Origin of the sequence: Pseudomonas sp. 1928-m, assembly GCF_029269135.1 — a bacterium.
Taxonomy (GTDB): domain Bacteria; phylum Pseudomonadota; class Gammaproteobacteria; order Pseudomonadales; family Pseudomonadaceae; genus Aquipseudomonas.
This window is the reverse complement of the sequence record NZ_JARIXO010000001.1, coordinates 1,379,627-1,403,074: the sequence shown is the minus strand read 5'-3', so window position 1 is coordinate 1,403,074 and position 23,448 is coordinate 1,379,627. Positions and strand designations below refer to the sequence as shown.

Genomic DNA, 23,448 nt, shown 5'->3' with positions numbered 1-23,448 from the left:
TAACCGCGCGCCCATAATTAGCCCGCGAACGAGCACGCAGCCTGACCTGGCGATAAATCCGCTGCCAATTTCCACGCAAATCAGGCATCTTCGTCGGCGCATCTAGATGCCTCTGGCACCTCCAACTCAATAAAAAAGCCCTGAATCTGGAATTCTGATCATGTACGCGTTGATGGCACTGACCTTCGTCTTCGGCTACCTGTGTATCGCCCTCGAACACCCCCTGAAAATTGATAAAGCCGCGTCGGCCATCCTGACTGCAGTAATTTGCTGGACTCTGCTGGTACTCGGCGCGGACAGCATTCTGCCGCTGATTGGCGCCGCCACCGCTGGCGCCAGTGGCAATGACCATCACGTCACCGAAGAGCTGCGCCATCATTTGGGCGAAATCTCCGAGATCCTGTTCTTCCTGATGGGCGCCATGACCATCGTCGAGCTGATCGACGCCCATGAAGGCTTCAAAGTCATCACCGACCGCATCCGCACCAACAAGCGCGTGCACCTGCTGTGGCTGGTGGGCGTAATCACCTTCTTCCTCTCGGCGGCGCTGGATAACCTGGCCACCACCATCGTGATGATTTCGCTGCTGCGCAAACTGATCGACGACCAGAAGGAGCGCTGGTTCTATGCCGGCATCGTGGTGATTGCCGCCAACGCCGGCGGCGCCTGGTCGCCAATTGGTGACGTGACCACCACCATGCTGTGGATCGGTAACCAGGTCACCGCCAGCGGCATCGTGGTCAAGCTGATCATCCCAAGCCTGATCTGCCTGCTGGTGCCGCTGACCATCATGAGCTTCGTGCTCAAGGGTGAAATCACCCCGCCCAAGCCCAAGCAAAGCCGCGAAAGCCGTCGCGACCCGACCACGCCCTTCGAGCGCAACCTGGTGTTTGTTATGGGCCTCGGCGCGTTGATCTTCGTGCCAGTGTTCAAGACCATCACCCACCTGCCGCCGTACATGGGCATCCTGTTCGGCCTCGGCGTGCTTTGGGTCACCACTGAAATCATCCACCGCAGCAAGAACAGCGAAGACAAGGACCCGCTCTCGGTGGTCGGCGTACTGCGCCGCATCGACGTCACCAGCGTGCTGTTCTTCCTCGGCATCCTGCTGGCGGTGTCCAGCCTGTCCACCGCAGGCCACCTGATCGATGTAGCCACCTACCTGAAAGACAGCCTGGGCAACGTCTACACCATCGCCATGTCCATCGGCCTGCTCTCCGCCGTGGTGGATAACGTGCCAATGGTCGCCGGTGCAATGAAGATGTACCCACTGGTCAGCCCTGAAACCCTGGCCCTGGCGGGTAGCGAAAGCAGTTGGCTGAGCAACTTTGTGGTCAACGGCAACTTCTGGGAAATGCTCGCTTACTGCGCCGGCACCGGCGGTAGCTGCCTGATCATCGGCTCGGCGGCCGGCGTGGCGGCCATGGGCATGGAGAAGATCAACTTTATCTGGTACGTGAAGTACATCAGCGGCCTGGCCTTTGCCGGCTATATCGCCGGGGCCCTGAGCTATATCGCACTCTTCGCCATGTAAGTCAGGCAATGCGGCGGTTGTTGCAACCGCCTCGCGCAGGAGCCCTTATGGACGTCAGCAAAACCCGCAGCAGCTTCTACCGCCGCCTGTATGTGGCCTGGCTGATCGACAGCGGCGGCGCCACCAGCGTGCCAGCGCTGATGGCCGCCACCGGCATGCCCCGGCGCACCGCCCAGGACACCCTGAGCGCCCTGGCCGAGCTGGATATCGACTGCGCCTTCGCCCAGCAAAGCGGTGAACGCAATAACGCCGGGCACTATGAAATTCGTGACTGGGGCGCGATCAATCCACAGTGGATTGCCGCCAATCTGGGGCAAATCAAGGCCGTGCTCGGCTACCCCTAAGCTGCCGAGGCCGCCATGCGCAGCTCCCACCGCCTACTGCTGGTCCTTGTGTTTCTGCTTAGCCTGTTTGTGCTGTTCGAAACCCTGGGCATCCGCGCGCAGTTCAGCCTGGATGCCTTGCAGACGTTGATTCTTATGCACCCGGTCGTCGGACTGCTGCTGTTTATCCTGCTATTTGCCCTCGGCAATCTGATCCAGATTCCCGGCTGGGTATTTCTCGCCGCTGCGGTACTGGCCCTGGGGCGGCTTTACGGCGGCATCGTCACCTACGTAGCGGCCTGCGTGTCCTGCACCGTCACCTACATCACCATTCGCTATCTGGGCGGTAACGCCCTGCGCGAGTTAGACAACTCCCTGGCGCAGCGCCTGCTTAACGGTCTTGATCGCCACCCACTGGCCAGCATCATCAGCCTACGCATGCTGTTTCAGACCATGCCGGCGCTGAACTACGCGCTAGCCTTGTCTGACGTACGCTTTCGCATCTATCTGCTTGGCACCCTGCTCGGCCTGCCGCTGCCGATTGCTCTGTATTGCCTGTTCTTTGATTATCTGGCGATGTGGCTGAATATCGCCTAGCAACGAGCAACCCGCGCCCAGCTGTGGGAAAATCCCGCGCCCCGAGCCTCAGATCCGCCTGCCATGTCCCTGCCGCCGAAACGCCCCAACCGTAAACCCCGCCCTGCGCCTGGCAAACCTGCTGCAGGTAAGCCCGACGCAGCCAAGGGCCAGTTGCACCCACGCAACCGTCATCAGGGGCGCTATGACTTTCCCGCGCTGATCAAGGCCAGCCCGGAGCTGGCGGCCTTTGTGATCATCAATCCTTATGGCAATGAGAGCATCGACTTCGCCAACCCGGCAGCGGTCAAGGTGTTCAATCGCGCACTGCTCAAGCAGTTTTATGGCATCAGTCATTGGGATATTCCGGCGGATTACCTGTGCCCGCCGATTCCGGGGCGCGCCGATTACCTGCATTACCTGGCCGACCTGCTGGCCAAAAGCAATGGCGGCGAGATACCGCGCGGTGCCAAGGTGCGCGCGCTGGATATTGGCGTGGGCGCCAACTGCATCTACCCACTGCTGGGTAACCGCGAATATGCCTGGCAGTTTCTCGGCTCAGACATCGCCGCCAGTGCCATCGCCTCGGCCAAAGCCATCGTCCAGTCAAACCCGAGCCTGGGCGAGGCCATCGAGCTGCGCCAGCAGCGCGACAGCGCGCATATCTTCCAGGGCTTGCTACAGAGCGATGAGCGCTTCGACCTGACCCTGTGCAACCCGCCTTTCCACGCCAGCGCGGAAGAAGCCAGCAGCGGCAGCAAGCGCAAATGGCGCAACCTCGGCAAACTCGACCCCAAACGCAAACTGCCGGTGCTGAACTTCGGCGGCCAGGCGGCAGAGCTGTGGTGCAAGGGTGGCGAAGCGGCGTTTGTCAGCCAACTGATCAAGGAAAGTGTCGCGGTGGGTCAGCAGGTGCTGTGGTTTAGCAGCCTGATCTCCAAGGCCGGCAACCTGCCGGGCGTTTACAGCGAGTTGAAGAAAGCCGGCGCACTCCAGGTACAAACCGTGGAAATGGCCCAGGGCCAGAAGCAGAGCCGTTTTGTTGCCTGGACCTTTCAGACGGCGGAACAGCAGCAGGCCTGGCGCACAGCCCGCTGGTCGTAGGCTGGCAACGTGAGAGCGCGCTGCACGTAGCCCGGATGCAATCCGGGAGCGGATCTTGCGGCCAGCAAACGCCCCGGATTGCATCCGGGCTACGGCTTACGCCTACCAGGGCAACCAACCGCCCAACGCCAGCCACAATCCAGCCACGCCCATGCTCAGCAAGGTCACCGGCACGCCGCTGCGGGCAAAGTCGACAAAGCTCAGCGGTACGCCCTGACGCCGCGCGCTTTCGGCGACGATCAGGTTGACCACACTGCCGATCAGCAGCAGGTTGCCGGCCAGCGTCGACATGATCGCCAGGCCCACCAACAAGGCTTCGCTGGCATCCGGCAACACGCCCAGCAGCAACATCACGTAAGGCACATTGCCGATCAGGTTGCCGGCCAACAGGGACAGGCTCGCCAGGGTGATCACCCCATGCGGTAGCAAGCCCAGCTCGGCCAGATTGCCGGCCATACCGGCGACCTGCGGCAGGCTCATCGCCGCGCCGGTGACGATGAACAACCCGGCAAACAGCAGCAACAGGTTCCAGTCGACCTTCTGCACATAGTCGCGGCTGTCCACCCGCCGCGAAATCATCACCAATGCGGCAATCAGCAGCGCGGAAATTTCGCGCGGCATGCTGGTGGAAAACAGCCCGAGCAGCACCAGGCTGGCCAGCAGCGGTTTCAGGTAACTGCGCAGGCCGTAGATGCGCTCAACCGGGGTTTCTTCCTGCACTGCCGGTTTGGCCGTACCCCAGCGTTTGCGCCATTGCAGCCAGATCACCGCGTAGGTAATGGCCAATGCGGCCAGCGCGGGCGGGCCGGCGATAAAGGTGTAAGACCAGAAATCCAGGCCGCCGGCCTGGCCGATGAGAATGTTCTGCGGGTTACCGATCAGGCTGGCGGATGAACCGGCATTGCACGACAGCGCCAACGCCAGGAGAAACGGCCGCGGATCGAGGCCACGGGCCAGCAGGCTATGACAGAGCAGCGGGGTGAGGGCGAAGGCGACGATGTCATTGACCAACAACGCCGACAGCACGCCGCCTAGCAGCACCACGCCCAACAGCAGCAGCGCTGGCTGCTCGGCATAGTGACTGAGTTGCTGGTTAAGCCAGGCATACACTCCGGAGAAGTCGAACTGCGCGCTGATCAGCATCAGCGCCAGCAGCAGCAACAGCGCGCCGGCATCCAGGTGGCTGGCCGCATCAGCAGGTGATTGCGCGCCGCTGACCAGCAGCAATACCGCCGCGCAGCCGGCAATCCAGCTGCGATCAACGCGCAGGCCACGAATGCCCCCTGCAGCCATGCCCAGGTAGGTCAATACAAACAGAGTTGAAACGACCCATAAGGTCATGCCGCGGCCATCCTTTGTTACCCGCGCGATTGCGCTGCAGCACTCTAAAGGGCCTGAGGCTGACGGGGAACTGGCCGTAAAGAAAAAAGCGCCAGGAGCGCTTTTCAACCTCACGCAGCGACGACCCGAAAGGTGGCTGCCAGGAATGACAGGCCATAAAAAGCCGGCACACTGGCCGGCTTGCTTGGCACTCGGCCAGACGCATGCAGCGCGTCTGACCGGCAACAGGCTAGGGTCTGTTGCCGTTTCGTCGCGAGCCGCGTTGCTGCGAAAAATCTCGCCAGGCTAGGCGGAGGACGCAGGTAATGGTTGTTCCCTTGCCAAGTCCTCCAACAACGCATGGCGAGATTTTGCGCGCAACCCGCAGGGCCGGGCCTGTTTTAGCGCGATACTGCGTTTCTCGACACTCATTTGGAACAACCAAACTTCGTGTCTCGTGCCTTGCCTCGCGCTAAAACAGGCTCCGGCGCGGCCGCGAACGAAACGGCAACAGACCCTAGTTACTTGAGCAATTCGAACAGCGCGACGTTGCCGCTCTTCTCCAGGCCGGTGACCAGGAAGTGCCGCCCCTTGTGCTCGACATGCGCCAGGCCTTCCGGCGCCAGCTTGCCGGAACCGGCACCTTCGCCGGCACCGACGACCTGCAGCACCTTGGGTTGCTCCGGCTGATCAAGATCAATCAGCGCCAGCGCATCCGCACGCTCCAGGGTAGCCACCGCCAAGCGCTTGCCGAAGGCATCGAAACTCACCACACCTTCCGGTTCGCTGCCCTTGTTGGGGCTGCGCGCATCCGGGTAAACGCCGGCCTGGGCAGCCATATCATCGAGTTGGCTGCCGGTGTCGCCGAGCAACTTGCCGCTTATGGCATCGAACACGCTGACCGTGCGCCCACCACCGCTGGGCAGGCCAGCCTTAGTCTTGGCGATTTTCGGATCGGTATCGCCTTCATCGGCGCTGATCAGGTACCGGCCATCGGCGCTGACCGCCAGGGCATCCGGCTCGCGCAGGGCGAACAGCTCGGCAGTCGGCTGATACTTGCCGTCATCGACGATATCCGCCGCATGGCGCACGGTGCCGACGCCAAATACCTTGTCCAGCTTGCCTTGCAGCACATCCACCACGGCGATGGCGTTGTTTTCCTGCAGGCTGACGTAGGCGCGCGCGCCGTCCGGGCTGAAGGTCACGTATTCCGGCTCGATATGCTCGGGGCTGGTGCCGAACGGCACTTTCAGCTCTTCACCGTCGATCACCCGCTCCAGCAAACGCTGATGCTCGGCCTGGGTGGCACCCTCGACACCGGCCAGGTCCGGCAGTTTGATCAGGCTGTGCTTGGCCGCCGCCACGCCGCCGCGCAGGTCGATCAGGCTGATCGAGCCTTCACCGCTGCGGAAACCCTCGCCGTCACGCACATAGCCTTCACCTTCGTTGGCCACCACGATGAAGTCGCCTTTCGGCGAAAACGCCAGGCTGTCCGGCCAGATGCCGATTTCCACAGTATTAAGCAGCTTGCCATCGGCCGCCGCACGCAACTCGACGCGGCCGTTTTTCAAGCCATCGCTGTTGCGGATGCACACGGCAAACAGGTCTTCGCTGGGGTGGAAAATTGCCGAGGTAATCTCCCCCGCACCTTCAGCCACCAGCTTATGCCGAGCAATGCGGTTAAGGCCCTTGGCCGGGTCCAGCTGCAGCACATCCACCAAGCCTTCGGCGCTGTTGGAGACAATCACCCGCATGCTTGAGGCCTGCGCGCTGACAATTTCAGTGCCGGCAGCAAAGCCGCTCTCGTACAGGGCCAGGGGTTTAAGCTCAAGGGCCGAAGCCAATGGAGCCAGGGCAAACAGCGCACAAAGTGTCGGGATTCGCAGCACAGCAACTATCCTTATGCAAAGACGTGGGGATTGAACAAATCCGCAGCAGTCTTCATTCGCGCGATGACATTTTGATGAACTATTAATGGCGTTTTATCTGCGCCTGCGCAGTGGTATTACTGGGCCATTACCACGCGCATGCGCTATTCCCGGTTGTCACTAAGGGGTTTTAATGAAGTGGAAACACCTGTTCGTCGCGTTCTGCCTATTGCTGGGGCTGCCCGCGCAAGCCAGCGAACAGCCAGAACTGAAGATCAGCGTCGGCGACTGGCCGCCCTATCTATCCAGCGAGTTGCAACACAACGGGGTGATCGCCCACCTGATCAGCGACCTGCTGGCCGATGAGGGCTATCGCGTCACCTTTCAGTTTCTGCCCTGGCCACGCGCCTATTCTGCCGCGGCGGCCGGGCGCTTTGACGGCACCGCCGTGTGGATGCACAAAGACGAACGCGAGGCGGATTTTCTGTTCAGCGCGCCACTGCTCGATGAACAATTCGTGTTTTTCCACCTGAAAAGCCTGCCCTTCGACTGGCAGACCTTTGACGACCTCACCGGCATGACCCTCGGCGGCGGCCTGGAATACAGCTACGGCCCGCAGTTCGATGCCTTTCTCGCCGAGAACAAGGTGAAGATCGAGCGCGTTTCCAACGACCAGCAGAACTTCGAGAAGCTGCTCAAGGAGCGTGTGGTGCTCTACCCGCAGGAGATGAACGTCGGCTACGCCGCCCTGCGCAGCCACTTCAGTGCGCAAGATCAGGCCAAGATCACCCATCACCCCAAACCGCTGCTGGTCAACCTCAGCTACCTGATGCTGCCGAAAAGCCTGGAAGGCAGCCCGGCGCTGCTCGAACGCTTCAATAAACGTCTGCAGCTCTACCGTGACAGCGGCCGTTATCAGCGTTATTTCGATGATCTACAGCAAGGCAAGTACCAGCAGGAGCCGTCAGCATCACCGGCAAGCGAGTAAAGCCCGGTCTTTTATGCACAACTGACTAGAGTGTCTTAGAGGATCACATGCATACCCAGAATAAGAAGAAATGGACGAGCGGGCCCTGCAGTGGCCTGCGATCATGGCAAGGAGCTTATCGATGACCTCTCGACAGCTGCTGCGCGGCCTGGTGCTCAGCTGCCTGCTGACGCCGGGTTTTGCCAGCGCAGCGGAGCCAGGCCTGAGCACGGATGAAGTGCGGATCGGCATGGTAAACGCCCAGAGCGGCCCGGCGGCGGCCCTGGGTTTGGGCATGCTCAATGGCGCCCAGGCTTACTTCAAGCGCGTCAATGCCGAAGGCGGGGTACATGGCCGGCGGATCAACCTGCTCAGCCGGGACGATGGCTACGAGCCCAGCCAGACCGCCGCACATACCCGCCGTCTGCTGAAAACCCAACAGGTGTTCGCCCTGCTCGGTTATGTCGGCACGCCCACCTCACGCGCCGCCCTGCCGCTGGCGCAGCAGGCGCAGGTGCCTTACCTGTTCCCCTTTACCGGGGCCGAGTTTCTGCGCACACCGACAAAACCTGGGGTGTTCAATATTCGCGCCTCCTATATCGAGGAAACCGAGCACCTGGTCGAGCGCGTGACCAAGGACCTCAAGCTGAACAAGATCGCCATCCTGATGCAGGACGACTCGTTCGGCGAAGCGGTCAAGGGCGGCCTCAACGGCGCCCTGCTCAAGCGTGATCTGACGATTTATGCGCAGGCGCACATCCAGCGCAACTCACTGGACGTGGCGGCAGCCATCAAGGCGCTGCAACGCAGCCAACCGGAAGCGGTGTTCTTTGTCGGCACTTACAGGCAACTGGCTGCAGCGATCAAGCAGGCGAAAGCGCTGGGCTTCAACACGCGGTTTATGACGGTGTCATTTATCGGCACCGAGGGCTTTATCCGCGAGGCCGGCAATGACGGCGACGGGGTGTATATCTCCCAGGTGGTGCCCTCTCCGCACGACAGCTCGCGGGCGCTGGTGCGCGCCTATCAGGCCGATATGCAGCCCGGCGACTTTGACCACGCTTCGCTGGAAGGCTATATCGGCGCGGCAGTGTTTACCCAGGCGCTGCGCAAAGCCGGCGCTGAGCCGACGCGGGAGGCGTTTCTTGATGCACTGGAACACCTCAACACGGACCTTGGCGGCTTCAAGGTGGCGTTCTCGCGACGCCAGCACCAGGGCTCCAGCGCGGTATTCCTGACCCGTATCGAGAAGGGTCAGGCTGTTCCTGTCACCCGCATGCGCTAGCGCCCGGCAAGCTGCCCCTGCAACAGATCGGCCACCGGCAGCGCCACGCCGAGGCGACTGAGGTTCCAGTAATGCCCCTCCAGCGTGCGGTTGACCAGCAAGGTGGCCGGCGCCGGTTGCAGGCTGCCCAGCGCGCCCAGCACATCGGGCAACAGCCGTTGCACCTGCTCATGCAGCGGCGTGGCGGCAAAATCCCAGTGCACCCCAGGCTGCAACAGCGGCCCGAGCAGGCCATGCAGCTGACGGTACAAACCATAGGGCGTGGTGGATTTCGGCTGGCGCGTGCCAAGTGCCTGGAAGGCCAGTTCCAACTGCTCACCATCGCGGGCCTGCAACGCCTTGTAAGTTTGCACATAGGCTGCCAGCAATGGCGCGGACAGCGCCTGCACACAGCCGAAGTCATACACCACCAGCTCACCCGCCGCGGTGTAGGCGAAGTTGCCCGGATGCGGATCGGCATGCAGCAGACCCAGCTCGAAGGCCTGGGCACTCAGCCAGCGCACCAGAGTCAGAGCCAGGCGCTCACGCACTTCGGCACTGGCCTGGCTAACCTCGGCAAACGGCAAGCCGGCCTCCTCGCTGAGCGCCAGTACACCGGGGCGGCACAGGTCTTCCTGCGGTTGTGGCAGGCGCAAGCCCGGCCAATCGGCGAAATGCGCGCGAAAGTCCTGCAGGCGGCGCATCTCCGCCGGGTAATCCAGCTCGGCTTCGATCACCGCAGCCAGTTCCTGATACAGGCCCTCCAGCTGCTCAGCCGGCGCGCGGAACAAGCGCCCCAGCGGCAGCAAACGGCGCAGTTGACGCAGATCCGCCTGGCAGATTTCGGCGATGCCCGGGTATTGCACCTTGAGCACCAGCGCCCGACCATCCGCCGCCACGGCACGATGCACCTGGCCGAGGGACGCTGCGGCAAAGGGCTGCTCGTCGATCTGCTGGAAGAACTGCCCAAGGTCCGCGCCATACACCTGCTGCAAATGCCCGCGCAGGGCACTGAAGGGCAAGGCCGGCACGCGGTTCTGCAGAGAAGCCAGCGCCAGGGCCACCGGCTCAGGCAACACCCCCTGCCACTGCGAGGCCATTTGCCCCAGTTTGAGTACCGGGCCTTTCATCTCACCCAGCACATCCGTGAGCAAGTCACCCACCGGCTGCCAATCAATCCCGCTGCGCCCAGGCCGCAAACTCTGCCCCAGCACGCTGCCGCCGATACGTGTGGCCGTGCCGGCCAAGGTGAGAAAGCGCCCCAGCGCAGAGGCAGACGGTGGAGCGGCGGGAGGCTTGGCCATGCGGTAATACTCATCGAGGCGAAGCACGATCATGCGCCTGCGCTTGGCAGGCACCAAGCATTAACCGGCTCAGGGCTGAGAGCGTGCCAGAAAATCCCGCACCTGCTGCTGATAGGTCACCGACTCGCGCTGACGTTCGATTTCATCCCAGATACGCGCGGCCTGCTCCGGGTTGGCCGCCACATAGGCGTTGGACAGCATCAGGTAGTAAGCCTTCTCCTCCAGCGGCAGCTTGACCTTCTCCAGCCGCACTGCCAGCTCAGGATTGCTCTGCAGCACGAAATCGCCGCGCAGACTCTGCAGGGCCGCCGCTTCAATGCGCTTATGGCTAAGCATCTGCAACAGCGCAAGCGGATCGCGGCTGGTTTCATCCACCTCGGCGCCCTGGGCACGAATAAAATCGACAATCGAAAAGCCGCTCAGAGACCCCACCTGCCCGTGCAACTGGCGAAACTCTTCGCCATTCCAGCTCACCGGACTGCCCTTGCGCCGGTACAAGGCATAGATCGAGGTGTGCAGGCGCTTGCGTTCATCCAGCCGGCCATCGGCATCTTGCGGGTAGCGGCCAAGCACCAGACGTTCCGCCTTATAGCTGGAAGCAAAGGCGCCGTCATAAGTACCTTGAGCAAGCCCGGACAGGCAGCGCTTCCAGGGCACCGCAACAAAACTGAACTGCAGCGGCAAGGCATCAGCGACCAGACGCAGCAACTGCAGATTGAGCCCGCTGCCGTCGGTCATCACCCAGGGGTAGGAGTTCTGATCTTCATAACAGAGGGTCAAGGCCTCAGCCGAGCGCGGGGCTGCATGGATATCAACAACCAGGCAATAGCAGCACAGCAGGCAGATCAACAACTTGGCCAAGTGCAATGCTCCGAGGCAGAGGTAACCGCCGCTCCTGGCGGATTTAGAGATCGCTTCCTGTACGCTAACCCTCAGTATAGGTAGGCATGGCCCAAGCAACGCTGGCGCAGATCAATTGTCCCGCGCACTCACCGCAAAGCGCTTATCCAGGCCGCTGTAGCCCATACCGACACCCTTGTGCACTTTCAGCTGCACCGGGATGCGCTCCTTGAGCGCCTCGACGTGGCTGATCACGCCGATCATCTTGCCGCTGGCGTTGAGGTTATCCAGGGCGTCCAGCGCCACCTCCAGGGTTTCGCCGTCCAATGTGCCGAAACCTTCATCGAGAAATAGCGAGTCGATGCTGGTCTTGTGGCTGACCAGATCGGACAGTGCCAAGGCCAGAGCCAGGCTGACCAGAAAGCTCTCCCCGCCGGACAGGGTCTTGGTGTCGCGCGCCGCATCAGCCTGCCAGGTGTCGATCACCTCCAGCTCCAGTTCACCACTGCTGCGCCGCGCCAACTGGTAGCGACCGTGCAGGCGTTCGAGCTGCTGATTGGCTAGGTAGACCAGATGATCCAGGGTCAGGCCCTGGGCGAACTTGCGGTATTTGGCGCCGTCGGCCGAGCCAATCAGGCTGTTGAGCTGTTGCCATAGATCGTATTCGCCCTGCTTGGCCTGGATCGCGGCAAACAGGCTTTGCTGGCCTTGCCTACGGGCGTCGTCACCCTGCAGCTGGGCGCGAATTTCGCCCTGGCGTTCGCTTAGGGCTTTTAGCTGGGCGTTAAGGGCGAGCAGCTGTTCATCCAACTGCGCCAGGCTGAAGGCGGTAGCCGGGCTAGCCTGCAGAGCCTCAAGCTGCTGCGCGGCGGCATTGACCAGGACCTGGGCATCGCTCAAGGCTTTGTCCAGGCGCTGACGCAATTGCTGCAAAGCGCTGCGCTGCGCCTCATCGAGCAGGGCAGCCAGATAACCCGCCTCATCGCTAAAGGGGCTGGCGGACAGAGCCGCCGTCCACTGCTGCTCGGCCTGTTGCAGGCGCGCCTGATCATCCTGCAAGCGGCTGGCCAGGGCCTGACGGCTACCAGCCAGTTGCTGCTGACGGCGCTGCGCCTCTTCCAGCTGTACCTGCGCCTGCTGCAAGGCTGCCTGGACATCGGCGGGCTTGGCCAATACCGACTGATCAGCCAGGTCTAGAGCGCTCCAGCGTTGCTGCCAGAGCTGAGCCAGTTGCACAGCAGCCTGCAGGCCATGGTCCAGCTCACTGAGTTGGCGCTGTAAATCCAGGCTTTGCTGCTGACCACGCTGCCAGCGCTGCCACTCGGCCTGGCGCTCGGCCAGCCAGGCGCTGGCGTCCTCCGGCAGCTGATAGCCGAAGCCGGCCAGGGCCTGGCTCAGCCCTTCACTGCGCTCACGCGCAACGTCCTGCAGCTGCTGCAGACGTAACTGACCCTGCTCCGCCTGCTCCTGGCGTTGCTGCAGTTGCAGACGATTAAGCGCCTGCTGCTGTTCCAGTTCACTGCAGAGCTGCTGCAGATTTAGGCGCGCCTGCTGGCGCTGCTCAAGGGTGGTATTGAGCTGTTGCAGCTGCTCAAGACACAGCTGCAGTTGTTGCAGCTCACTGCGCTGTTGCGTCTGTTGCTCAGCCAGGGCAACAGCATCGGTCAACGGATGTTCCAGCTGCGCATTAAGCGTCTGCCAGCGTTCGCCTTGCTCGGCCTGGGTCTGCTGGCCCCGTTCAAACTGCTGCTGTTGCTGCTCTAGGCGCGCGGCGAGTTTTTCCAGCTCGCCGGCCAGTTGCCGGCCTTGCTCGGTCAGGGCCTCCAGCTCGGCGCGCTTGCTGCTGAGCAGCGCCTTGGTCGCCGACACATCCAGGGCTTGGTAGGCGCTGATTGCCGGATGCGACTCGGAGCCACACAACGGGCAAGCCTCGCCGGGTTGCAGCTGGGCGCGATGGGCTTCCAGGGCCTGAATGCGTTGCTCCTGCTCCAGCAGTTTTTCCTGGGCCAGCACCTGTTGCTGCAGGTCCTTGTAGTTCAGGCGCAATTGCGCCACCTCAGTGCCCTTGGTCTGATGCTGTTCACGCAAGACAACCAGAGTTGTTGTCAGCTGGGTCTGCTCGTCCGTCAGACGCTGCTGAGCCACGGCCAGCTCACCCAGCTGCGTCAGCACACCGCCCTGGATATGCAGCTGCTGCCAGCGCTCACGCAGAACCGCCTCGCTGCGCCCAGCCAGTAGCGCGTCGCGCTGTTGCTGTGCGGCGTTTTCCTGCTCGCGCGCCTGCTGCAGACGAAGCTGTTCGGCCCCCAGTTGCTCAGTCTGCTGGCTCAGTTGCGTCCGCGACGCGGTGATGGTTTCTTGCAGCTGCTGTTGACTGAGTTGCAGTTGGGCGATTTCTTCAGCCAGCTGCTGACGCGCCTTAAGCTGCTCACCCCAGCTGCCCAGCTGTTCACCCAGACGACCATGTTGCGGCTGCGCCGCCAGTTGTTCTTGCACCTGCTGCAGGCGCTCGGCCAGCTGCTGACGCTGCACCTGGCAATCGGCAAGCAGCGCGGCGCTAAGTTCGCGGGCCTGCCAGCTGTGCTCGGCAATGGCCTGTTCAACCTGGCGCTGCTCGGCAGCATTCTGTTGCAGGTCCCGCTCGGTCTGAGCCAGGCTCTGCCGGGCCTGCTGCCAGTCATGGTGCAGCGGCTGCAAACGCAGCGCCGGCTCGCTGGCGGCCAGTTGCGCCAGCTGCGGCTGGGCTTGCTGTAAAGCCTGCTGCGCCGCCTGCTCGGCCTGCTGACTGACGTGCAACTGCGCCTGGGTATTGCTCAGGTCCTCACACCAGCGGCGCTGGTGCTGCAGTTCGGCTTGTTGTGCGCTAAGCGCGGCCTCGTCAATAGCCAGCTGCTCGGCCTGGGTTTGCAACTCAGTGCGCTGCTCTTCACTAAGCAGCTCGACGCCATCGGCACGGGCGCGCAGCTGGCCAAGGCTGACTTCCACCTCCTTGGTGCATTGATAGACCCGCTGGGAAATCTGACCGTAGATATCGGTGCCGGTCAGTTCTTCCAGCAGTTCGGCGCGCTGATTGGCGTTGGCTTCGAGAAAGGCGGCAAAACCACCCTGGGCCAGCAGCATGGATTTGGTAAAGCGCTCGAAGTCCAGCCCCGTGAGGCGCTCGGTCTCGCGCAGCTTCTCGTTGATCTTGTCGGTGATGATCTGCCCATCGGCGGCCGCCAATTCGACCTTGGGTGCCTGCAGCGCGCCATCGGCCTTGTCGCGGGCGCGGCGCTGGCTCCAAAACGCGCGGTAGGCGACGCCTTTGACCTCGAATTCGACCTCGGCCAGGCAGTCGGCGGTGTGCCGGCTCATCAATTCATTGGCGCTGGCCGATACCGTGCTCATGCGGGGCGTGCGGTGATAGAGCGCCAGGCAGATGGCGTCGAGCAGCGTGGTCTTGCCCGCCCCGGTCGGCCCGGTGATGGCGAACAGGCCGTTGTCCTTGAAAGGTTCGGCGCGGAAGTCGATCTTCCATTCGCCCTTGAGCGAATTAAGGTTTTTCAGGCGCAGGCTGAGGATCTTCATACCTCGCCCTCGCGCAGCTCACTGACCACCTGTTGATACAGCCCCAGCAGGCGCGCCTGCTCGGCCTCGTCCAGGGTTTCGCTGCTTAGGCGCTGGGCGAATACATCCTCGACGCTTAGCTCATCCAGGGTTTCCTTGGCCTGGCCTTGCAGGCCGGCCACTGCATTGCCGCGCTCGCGGCGGATACGCAGCACCTCCACCGGCAGGCCCTCGCACAGGGCGGCGATACGCAGTTGCAGATCACTCAGGTAGTCGTCGGTGCCAACCAGCACCTCCAGCCACACCGGCTGCTCGGCGCGGCCCTGCTTGGCCGCCTCCTGAATGGCGGTTTCCAACTCCTTTAGCGAACCGCGTAGCGACAGCAGCGGCTGAAAACGCGGCACCGGCAAGGCGGTGATCTGGCGCAGGCCGCTGCTATCCAGATCAACCAGTAGCACTTCTTTCTGCTGTTTGGCTTCATCGAAGCTCAGCGCAATCGGCGAGCCGCAGTAGCGGATATGTTCCAGGCCACCGACCTTCTGCGGCCGGTGGATATGCCCCAGGGCGATATAGGCCACCGGCGGAAAGGCGCTGGTGGGAAAGGCCTCCAGGCTGCCAACGTAGATCTCGCGCACCGAATCGCTGGCGCTGGCACCCACGGTGGTCAGATGCCCCGTGGCGATAATCGGCAGGTCGCCGCCCAGCTCAGTGCGCTTGGCTTCGGCCAGGGCATAGAGATCCTGATAGTGCAGCTGGATTGCCTGCTGCAGCGACTGCTGTTTGTCCTGGGCGCTCTGCCCGGCCTGGCTAAGCAATACATCGCGCGGGCGAATAAAGGGGATGCCACAAAGGATCGCACCAGGCGAGCCATCGCGCCTATGCAGCACCAGCAGCTGCTCTTCAAGGTGTTCACTGACGCCAGGAATCACCCGCGTACCGAGCTGGGCCAGCAGCGTCTTGCTCTCGCCGAGCATAGCCACCGAATCATGGTTGCCGCCCAGCACCACCAGCTCGCAGCCGCTGGCGCGCAGTTCGACGATAAAGCGGTTGTACTGCTCGCGGGCATAGCTGGGCGGCGCGCCGGTGTCGAAGATATCGCCGGCGATCAGCACGGCATCCACCGCATGCGCCCGCACCTGCTCGATCAGCCAGGCGCAAAACGCCTGATGCTCGGCCTGACGAGTCTTGCCCATAAAGTGCTGGCCAAGGTGCCAATCGGATGTATGCAAAATGCGCATGCTCAGAACACCCAGTCCTTGACCACCATATGGGTCTTCACTTTCTGCATACCGGGGAAGTTTTCTATCTCGCCACGTATCTCACTCAGGCGCTGCATCGAAGCGGCCTCGATGGATACCAGCATATCGGTCTCGCCACTGATGCCACTGCAGCGGCGCACCTCGGGGAACACGCGCATCAGCTCGACATAGTGCTCACAGCGCCCGCCCTGGTAGAACAGCTCCAGATAGGCCTTGATCGCCGCTTCGCCCGGCAGCACCACCTGGGCGTGGTAACCGCCGATCACGCCGCTGTGTTCCAGCTGGCGAATGCGCTCGCTGACCGCCGAACGCGACAGGTTGACCTCGCGGGCGATCTGGCTGACGGCTAAGCGCGCATCGGCGCGTAACAGGGCGAGTATCTGCTGATCGAACTTGTCCACGGGTCTTTCTCGACAATAAGGACCTGCTCAGAGGCTCGCGAGCTAGAGATAAACGGTGGCGAAAAGCCGAGGAAGCGGAGTTTACGTGTTGTAAATGAGCATTCCGAGGCAGTTTTCAACGCCGTTTAGCCGAAGCGCAGCAGCCTGTGAGTAGGTCTGAGGCAATTTGACGGCCAATTCCGTCATTCTGCCGGTTAACGCCGACGCTTCTACGGCGGTGTTTTGCAGGGCTGCGCCCTACCATAGCCGGCAAAACGCCAGAGCATACAATATGAGTCGTCTAAACCAGGAATTGGGCCTGCTGCAAGGGATTGGCCTGCTGAGTACCTCGCTGCTGGGCACCGGGATTTTCGTGATCCCGGCGCTGGCCGCCACTGCTGCTGGCGAGGCGTCTTTATGGGCCTGGATGCTGCTGATCGCCCTGGTGCTGCCGGTGGCTTTTACCTTTGCTCAGCTGGGCCGCCACTTCCCCCACGCTGGCGGCGCGCCGCATCTGATTGGCCGTGCCTTTGGTGCGCGGATGGAACGCCTAAGCGCTCTTCTTTTTCTTGCCGTGCTTCCGGTGGGTTTGCCGGCGGCGCTGAATATCGCCAGCGGCTTCTGGCAGGCGCTGTTCGATCTTAGCCACGGCCAAGCCCTGGCCATCCAGCTGGCCACGCTCGTCGCCATGCTGTTGCTCGGTCAGCGTCCGGCCAAGGCCAGCGGAATGATTCAGGGCGCTATTGCCGTGGCGATTATCGCCACCATCGCGCTGATCTGGTGGGTCGGCGACCTGCCCGTCAGCAGCCAACCGCTATTGCCTACGATCAGCGGTTCCTGGAAGCTGCTGCCGGCGGCGCTGGGGGTGATGTTCTGGTGTTTTGTCGGCATCGAGGCCTTTACCCATATGGGCGAAGAATTCAAGAACCCCGAGCGCGACTTCCCCCTGGCCCTGCTGTTTGGCGTGCTGCTGGCTGGCCTGGTGTACTGGGCCTGTTCGGTGGCGGTGCTAAGCCTGCATACCTACGGCGATGTGACGACCGATGCTGCCTCCCTGCCGCGCATGCTCGATCTGCTATTGGGCGAGAAGGCCCGCTGGATCGCCGCCACTGTGGGTTACCTGGCCTGCTTCGCCTCGATGAACGTCTATATGCAGGGCTTCGCCCGGCTGATCTGGAGCCTGGCCGACGAAGGCAAACTCCCCGCCAGCCTGGCGCAGCGCAACCCGCACGGCGTACCAGCACGCGCCCTGCTGCTGGTGATCCTCAGCTGCGCCCTATGCGCCAGCCTGGCCAGCATGCTCAACCTGACGGTGGATGACCTGATCCGCTACGCCAACGGCAACTTCGTGGTCATCTACCTGCTCAGCATGGCCGCCGGTTGGGTGCTGCTGCGCGGTATCTGGCGCTGGCTGGCCGCATTCAGTGCACTGTTGTGCGGCCTGGTGCTGCTGATGCTGGGCATGGATGCCGGCTATGCCCTGGGCTTGCTGCTGGTGCTCGGGTTACTAGACCGCTGGCGCGAGCAACGCAACATGCGCCTGGCTGGCGTAAGCAGCTGAGATACGTATTTGGCATTTAGAACCTGATTTACGATCTCGCGAGCTAGAGTCCTGCAAGGCAGAAACAGGCGAGGAAGCGGAGTGTACTGTTGTACATGAGCATTCCGAGCCTGGTTCTAACGCGGCAGGGCCGACGCGCAGCAGATCATAAACAGGTTCTTAGCTTGGCCACTTATTGCAGCTATTCTGAGCCCAGCTAACGACAAGGACTGACCATGCGCCGCATTCTTCATGACCTGAAAATCCTGATCCTTACCAACCTGTGGATCGTGCCGGTAATTGCGGGGCTGGTTGGCGCGCTGTTCTATTTCGCCGCGCCGCCGCCACCGATGCATGCGCGCATGGCCACCGGCGCTGTGGGCGGTGGTTACCATGCGTTTGGCGAGCGTCTGCAGGCTGAACTGGAGTTGCAGGGCTTTACCCTGGAGCTGGTTGAAAGCGCAGGCTCCGAGGACAACCTCGGCAAACTCGGCAGCGGTGAGGTGGAACTGGCGCTGGTGCAGAGCGGCCAGGAACTGACCCTGAGCGACGAAGCGCGCGGCAAGCTCAATGGCCTGGGCGTGATGTACCGCGAGCCGCTGTGGCTGTTTCTCGGTGACAAAGTCAAATTCGAACGTCTGAGCGATCTGATGAAACTGCGCCTGGCGGTTGGCTCCCAGGGCAGCGGCACCCAGGCGGTGACTGGGGCATTGTTTGCGGCCAATCGTATTGAACCTGCGCAGTACCCCAAGCGCTGGGAGCAGTTGGGCGGCAGCAGCGCCGCCGATGCGCTGATTGCGGGCAAGCTGGATGCCGCCTTTTTTATCGGCCCGGCGGAAAACGCGCTGATTCAGCGCCTGGCGGCGGAACCCAAGGTGCGCCTGGTCAGCCTGCGGCGCACCGAGGCCTACCTGGCGCGCCTGCCGTATCTAAGCCAGCTGCAGGTGGGCGAAGGTATGCTCGATATGGCGCAGAACACCCCGGATCGCGACATCGTCACCCTCGGCCCGGTCGCCACCCTGGTAGCCGGCGAGGAGTTCCACCCATCACTCACGCCGCTGATTCTCGAAGCGGCGAAAACCGTGCTAAAAAACGGCAGCCTGCTCGATCCCGCCGGCAGCTACCCGGCCAAACCGCCGCTGTCGCTGAACACCCTGGGCGAAGCCGATTACTACTACGACAAGGGCCTGCCGATCCTGCAGCGCTATCTGCCGTTTCGCATCGCCTCGCTGGCTGACCGCTATATCATTCTGGCCATTCCGCTGTTGGTGCTGCTGTTTCCGCTGTTCAAGGCGGTCGGGCCGATCTACCAGTGGCGTATCCGCGCGCGTATCTACCGCTGGTACAAGCACCTGCGCGACATCGACCAGCAGCTGTACAAGGGCAAGTTACCCAACGATCTGGACGCAGAAATCGTCCGCCTGGAGCGCCTGGAAGACGAGTTGGCGCGGGTCGAAGTGCCGCTGTCCTACTCCAGCGAGCTGTATCAGCTGCATATGCACCTGCGCTATATGATCGAGCGCCTGCATGCGCTCAAGCAGCGCCAGTTAACGGCCAGCTAAGCCCGCAGAGCAAACCGCCGTCCACATGTATTGCAGACAAAGAAAACCCCGCCAGAGCTGAGCCCTGGCGGGGTTTTGTTTTTCAGCCGATCACTTGATCCAGTGTTTACCCCAGTGTGTGATGTCGTAGCTCTGTGCGCTACGTGCCACACCCTGCTCGGCCTTGGCGGCTTCGATCTGGTCATCAACCACTTTGGTCGAGGTCGACAACCAGCTGGTCACAAAGGCCATCGCGTCGCCATTGATCTCCAGGGCACGCTCGGCGATGTTGGTCAGGTCATCGCACGTGGCGTGGTAGCACGGGTCCAGCGCAATGCCTGCAGTACCACCATAAAGGTCCGCCTGCTCTGGCGTCTTCAGCACCTCGGCCCCAGTGAACAAACCACCGAAGGCGATGCCATCGAGGAAGAACTGCGCGTAATCCGAGCGGAAGGTGATCTCGTCGCCCTCAGAAGGCAGGCCGCGCAGTTTGTAGTACTCCTCAAACAGCTTCTCGATGGCACCAGAACCGGGGGGACCTTGCAGACCGAACGCAGAACCGTCGCCGTCATAGATGAAGTAGGCGAAGTTTGGCGAAGCGATCATGTCGAAGTTCAAGTACGCCTTGATCTTGCTCTTCTGCTCGGCCGGTAGCTGATTGACGTAGTAAGTCGAGCCAACCAGCCCTGACTCCTCAGCACCCCACCAGGCGAAGCGCAGCTTGTTCTTCGGCCGCACTTTCTGCAGCTGCAACGCCAGCTCCAGCAACGCGGCACTGCCTGATGCGTTGTCGTTGATGCCCGCGCCTTCATACACGGAGTCGAGGTGAGCCCCGGCCATCACCACATTGTTGGCATTGCCGTGGCGGCTCTCGGCGATAAGGTTGAAGGTCTGCGTGCGCTCGCGCACCACGTCAGCCAGCATGCGCACCTGGGTCTCTGTGCTCTGCGCCAGGCCAACCCCGACATCGTAGGTGGCGAAGAACACCGGAATACCACCGGCATAGCTGTCGCCCAGGGTCGCGTTAAGCAGGCCCTTGCGGTCCTCGGTATCACCCTGGTTGAAGATGATCACCCCTGAGGCACCGGCCGCAGCAGCGTTCTCTGCTTTCACCTGGAAGTTACAGGTACCGCGCTGCAGCAAGGCGATAGAACCGGAGGGGAAGTCGACAAAATCCTCCGTCTCACAACCACTGCTGGACAGGTTGCCGGCGCCCAGCGCGATATCCACAGCCGCCACGGGCGCACTGACGTCACCGTCTTCGGTTTGCGACAGGTAGGTGAAGTCCACATCCCACTCAAACACCGCTGGCGTCGGCGCCAAGGCCTGCAGCTCGCCGGGCCCTTGCGGGTAATAGGCGGTGAAGGGGAATGGCTGAATTTCTACGCGATAGCCGGCACCCTCCAGGGTGGATTTCACGTAGTCGATTGAGCGCTGGTAACCCGGCAAGCCTGCAGCCCGATTGCCACCATTGGCTTGGGCAATGTCCTTGAACACCTGCAGGTGAATGGCGGTGTTGCTCGCCTGCATACAGCGTGGCAACCCCAATGTAGTGCTGTTGAGCAGGCCAAAACGACATTCCAGAGGTCCCAAGCGAGTCGGGCTCCAAAACGCATTAAACAGTTGGCTACTACTTTTGTTCGCCTCTGCGAGCACCTCGCCCGAGATCGCCGCCAGTAGGCTTCCCACTATTAAGCCGCTTTTCACAATCTTGTTATGCATGCTGCCTCCAATCCATATATGGAGCGTTTAGGTGCGGCAGCGCTTGTGACACCGCCGCGATAGGTCCCTTTACTGCGTCGTGTGGACGCTACATAACCTAGACGTGGATATTCATCTGCGCGAATCGATATCTACAATTTTCTTGAAAATAAGAACTTATCGACGAACATGAGAGCAGTTGGCCAGCATTGAGCCATTAGCTTATTGAACTCCAGAAGCAGGTTTCGGGCGCGTTAACCGCCCGGCATGGCACGCGGGCAGATGGAGAGAGGCCTGTACTCAGGTAAACTCTGCGCACATTTTGTAGATCGGCTCCGTGTTGGCCTCGCCAACGCCCCAAGAGCCATCCCCCTGCGACTGAATTGAAGACCTAGCCCCATGCCGATCCGCCACTGCATCGTCCACCTGATCGACAAGAAGCCCGATGGCACGCCCGCCGTGCTGCATGCCCGGGATACCGAGCTGGCTGCCTCGCAAGCCATCGAGAACATGCTCGCCGACCTCAACGAGAGCTATAACGCCAAGCAGGGCAAGGCCTGGGGCTTTTTCCATGAGGAATCCGGGGCGTATCCGTTCAGCGGCTGGTTGAAGCATTACCTGGACGAGGGCCAGGACTTCGCTGCGTTCAGCCGCAAGGCCGTGGAGCAGCTGCAGAAGCTGATGGAAGAATCCAACCTGTCCACCGGCGGCCATGTGCTGTTCGCCCATTATCAGCAAGGCATGACCGATTACCTGTCGATCGCCCTGCTGCACCACAGTGAAGGCGTGGCGGTAAACGAGACGCTGGACGTGACCCCAGCCAAGCACCTGGATCTGGGCCAGCTGCACCTGGCGGCGCGGATCAATATCTCCGAGTGGCGCAACAACGCCAACTCCAAGCAGTACATCTCCTTTATCAAAGGCAAGAACGGCAAGAAGGTCTCGGAATACTTCCGCGACTTTATCGGCTGCCAGGAAGGCGTCGATGGCCCAGGGGAAACCCGTACCCTGCTGAAAGCCTTTAGCGACTTCGTAGAAAGCGAAGACCTGCCGGAAGAACAGGCCCGTGAGAAGACCAAGACCCTGGTCGGCTACGCCAGTAGCCAGGCCAAGATGGGCGAACCGATGACCTTGACCGAGCTGTCCGGGCTGATCGACGAGGAACGCCCGCAAGCCTTCTACAACCATATCCGTAACAAGGACTACGGCCTGTCGCCGGAGATTCCGGCAGATAAGCGCACCCTCAACCAGTTCCAGCGCTTTACCGGGCGCGCCGAAGGCCTGTCGATCAGCTTCGAGGCGCACCTGCTCGGTTCGAAGATCGAGTACGACGAAGGCACCGACACCCTGGTGATCCGCAACCTGCCGACGCAGCTGACTGATCAGCTTAAGCGCCGCAAGAACTAACAGACTGCTTAAAAACTACCTACGTTGCCGATGCGGCGTTAAAAACAGGCTCAAAATGCTCATTTACACCAGTAAACTCCGCTTTTTCGCCTGTTTTTGCCTTGCCTCGGCTGCCTCGCCTACGTTTTTAAACGGCCTGTCACATCCATGAGCCGCCTGCCGGATAACCTGTTGGATGCCTGCCGCTGTGACCCGGCAGCGCCCTTTACCCAGGACCCGGCGCGCGATTTTGGCCTGGATAAGCAAACGGCCAAACTGGCTCTGGCAGAACTGCGGCCCTGGCTCAACCAGCAACAGCGCATGCTCTGGGCCAACCGGCGCAACGCCCTGCTGCTGATCCTGCAGGGCACCGATTGCTCCGGCAAGGACGGCATCATTCGCCGAGTGATCAGCAGCTTCGATCCCCAAGGGCTGCGTATTCACAGCTTTCAGAAACCCGATGCCTGCGAACAGCGCCACGACTTTCTCTGGCGCTACCAGCGGCGCTTGCCGGGGCCGGGCCTGCTCGGGGTATTCAACCGCAGCTACTACGAAGGGCTGATAAGCGACCCGCTGGATGGCCTGTGCAGCGCCGCAGAGCTGCCCGCGCGCCAGCAGGTGATTCAAGCCTTCGAGGCACAACTGCTCGGCCAGTCGATTCAGCCAGTGAAATGCTTCTTGCAGCTATCCAAAGATGAACAAAAGCACCGCCTGCAAGAGCGTCTGGAACAACCGCATAAACGCTGGAAGCTACACAGCAGCGACCTGCAGTCCTATCGCGAATTCGATCTACGCCAACAGCGCTGGGCCGAACAGCTAACGGCCAGTCACAGCGACACAGCGCCCTGGTATGTGATTCCGGCGGATCATCGCTGGCTGCGCGACTGGCTGGTGGCAAGCCTGCTGGCCCGCGAGCTTGAACGCTTGCAGCTGGACTGGCCTGATACCCCGCCGCCGTTTAGTTTGGAAGAATTGCAACGCAGTTAGCCCACGAC

18 protein-coding genes are annotated in these 23,448 nt (G+C 61.8%); 10 read left to right on the top strand and 8 right to left on the bottom strand.

Annotated elements, in window-relative coordinates:
- Window positions 1-160: 160 nt before the first annotated feature.
- The 4 genes from nhaD to rlmF all read left to right on the top strand — a co-directional run bounded on the left by nhaD (window position 161) and on the right by rlmF (window position 3,537).
- Window positions 161-1,534 (top strand): sodium:proton antiporter NhaD, encoded by a 1,374-nt coding sequence (gene nhaD / locus P3C18_RS06235; protein WP_275960989.1) that lies wholly within the window; start codon window positions 161-163, stop codon window positions 1,532-1,534.
- Window positions 1,535-1,581: 47 nt separating this feature from the next.
- Window positions 1,582-1,878 (top strand): winged helix-turn-helix domain-containing protein, encoded by a 297-nt coding sequence (locus tag P3C18_RS06230; RefSeq protein ID WP_275960988.1) that lies wholly within the window; start codon window positions 1,582-1,584, stop codon window positions 1,876-1,878.
- 15 nt (window positions 1,879-1,893) lie between these two features.
- Window positions 1,894-2,454: a VTT domain-containing protein gene (locus tag P3C18_RS06225; protein WP_275960987.1), complete on the top strand. Its 561-nt coding sequence runs from the start codon at window positions 1,894-1,896 to the stop codon at window positions 2,452-2,454.
- 63 nt (window positions 2,455-2,517) lie between these two features.
- Window positions 2,518-3,537, top strand: coding sequence for a 23S rRNA (adenine(1618)-N(6))-methyltransferase RlmF (gene rlmF, locus P3C18_RS06220; RefSeq protein WP_275960986.1), 1,020 nt, complete (start codon window positions 2,518-2,520; stop codon window positions 3,535-3,537).
- Window positions 3,538-3,639: 102 nt separating this feature from the next.
- Here the strand turns inward: rlmF and P3C18_RS06215 are convergent, their stop codons facing one another.
- A complete protein-coding gene (locus P3C18_RS06215; RefSeq protein ID WP_275960985.1) occupies window positions 3,640-4,878 on the bottom strand; it encodes an SLC13 family permease in 1,239 nt (412 codons plus the stop codon).
- 500 nt (window positions 4,879-5,378) lie between these two features.
- Window positions 5,379-6,746, bottom strand: a complete 1,368-nt coding sequence (locus tag P3C18_RS06210; RefSeq protein ID WP_275960984.1) for a hypothetical protein — start codon at window positions 6,744-6,746, stop codon at window positions 5,379-5,381.
- Window positions 6,747-6,918: 172 nt separating this feature from the next.
- Here P3C18_RS06210 and P3C18_RS06205 point away from each other — a divergent pair, with 172 nt between their 5' ends.
- A complete protein-coding gene (locus P3C18_RS06205; protein ID WP_275960983.1) occupies window positions 6,919-7,713 on the top strand; it encodes a transporter substrate-binding domain-containing protein in 795 nt (264 codons plus the stop codon).
- Between the two features lie 121 nt (window positions 7,714-7,834).
- Complete coding sequence (locus P3C18_RS06200) at window positions 7,835-8,977, top strand: ABC transporter substrate-binding protein (RefSeq protein WP_275960982.1); 1,143 nt, start codon at window positions 7,835-7,837, stop codon at window positions 8,975-8,977.
- On the opposite strand, the gene P3C18_RS06195 is transcribed toward P3C18_RS06200, so the two are convergent.
- The 5 genes from P3C18_RS06195 to P3C18_RS06175 all read right to left on the bottom strand — a co-directional run bounded on the left by P3C18_RS06195 (window position 8,974) and on the right by P3C18_RS06175 (window position 16,306).
- Window positions 8,974-10,293 (bottom strand): AarF/ABC1/UbiB kinase family protein, encoded by a 1,320-nt coding sequence (locus tag P3C18_RS06195; RefSeq protein WP_275960981.1) that lies wholly within the window; start codon window positions 10,291-10,293, stop codon window positions 8,974-8,976. The genes P3C18_RS06200 and P3C18_RS06195 overlap by 4 nt on opposite strands.
- Before the next feature lie 36 nt (window positions 10,294-10,329).
- The gene (locus P3C18_RS06190) at window positions 10,330-11,121 is read right to left on the bottom strand and encodes a transporter substrate-binding domain-containing protein (RefSeq protein ID WP_275960980.1); all 792 of its coding nucleotides are present in this window, start codon (window positions 11,119-11,121) and stop codon (window positions 10,330-10,332) included.
- Window positions 11,122-11,232: 111 nt separating this feature from the next.
- Window positions 11,233-14,667: an AAA family ATPase gene (locus tag P3C18_RS06185; protein WP_275960979.1), complete on the bottom strand. Its 3,435-nt coding sequence runs from the start codon at window positions 14,665-14,667 to the stop codon at window positions 11,233-11,235.
- Window positions 14,664-15,884, bottom strand: a complete 1,221-nt coding sequence (sbcD, locus tag P3C18_RS06180; RefSeq protein ID WP_275960978.1) for an exonuclease subunit SbcD — start codon at window positions 15,882-15,884, stop codon at window positions 14,664-14,666. Before sbcD ends, P3C18_RS06185 begins: the two co-directional genes overlap by 4 nt.
- 2 nt (window positions 15,885-15,886) lie before the next feature.
- On the bottom strand, window positions 15,887-16,306 hold the full coding sequence (locus P3C18_RS06175; protein ID WP_275960977.1) for an Lrp/AsnC family transcriptional regulator: 420 nt from the start codon (window positions 16,304-16,306) through the stop codon (window positions 15,887-15,889).
- Between the two features lie 271 nt (window positions 16,307-16,577).
- Between P3C18_RS06175 and yjeH the strand changes: the two genes are divergently transcribed.
- Both yjeH and P3C18_RS06165 read left to right on the top strand, forming a co-directional pair.
- Window positions 16,578-17,846 (top strand): L-methionine/branched-chain amino acid transporter, encoded by a 1,269-nt coding sequence (gene yjeH / locus P3C18_RS06170; protein ID WP_275960976.1) that lies wholly within the window; start codon window positions 16,578-16,580, stop codon window positions 17,844-17,846.
- Between the two features lie 215 nt (window positions 17,847-18,061).
- Window positions 18,062-19,387 (top strand): TAXI family TRAP transporter solute-binding subunit, encoded by a 1,326-nt coding sequence (locus P3C18_RS06165; RefSeq protein ID WP_275960975.1) that lies wholly within the window; start codon window positions 18,062-18,064, stop codon window positions 19,385-19,387.
- A gap of 90 nt (window positions 19,388-19,477) precedes the next feature.
- Here the strand turns inward: P3C18_RS06165 and P3C18_RS06160 are convergent, their stop codons facing one another.
- Window positions 19,478-21,088 carry a M28 family metallopeptidase gene (locus tag P3C18_RS06160; RefSeq protein ID WP_275960974.1) on the bottom strand — a complete coding sequence of 537 codons (1,611 nt, stop codon included), beginning with the start codon at window positions 21,086-21,088 and terminating at the stop codon, window positions 19,478-19,480.
- A 378-nt stretch (window positions 21,089-21,466) separates the two neighbouring features.
- On the opposite strand from P3C18_RS06160, the gene yejK reads away from it, so the two are divergent.
- Both yejK and P3C18_RS06150 read left to right on the top strand, forming a co-directional pair.
- Window positions 21,467-22,474 (top strand): nucleoid-associated protein YejK, encoded by a 1,008-nt coding sequence (gene yejK, locus P3C18_RS06155; protein ID WP_275960973.1) that lies wholly within the window; start codon window positions 21,467-21,469, stop codon window positions 22,472-22,474.
- A 147-nt stretch (window positions 22,475-22,621) separates the two neighbouring features.
- The gene (locus tag P3C18_RS06150) at window positions 22,622-23,440 is read left to right on the top strand and encodes a PPK2 family polyphosphate kinase (RefSeq protein WP_275960972.1); all 819 of its coding nucleotides are present in this window, start codon (window positions 22,622-22,624) and stop codon (window positions 23,438-23,440) included.
- Window positions 23,441-23,448: the final 8 nt, after the last annotated feature.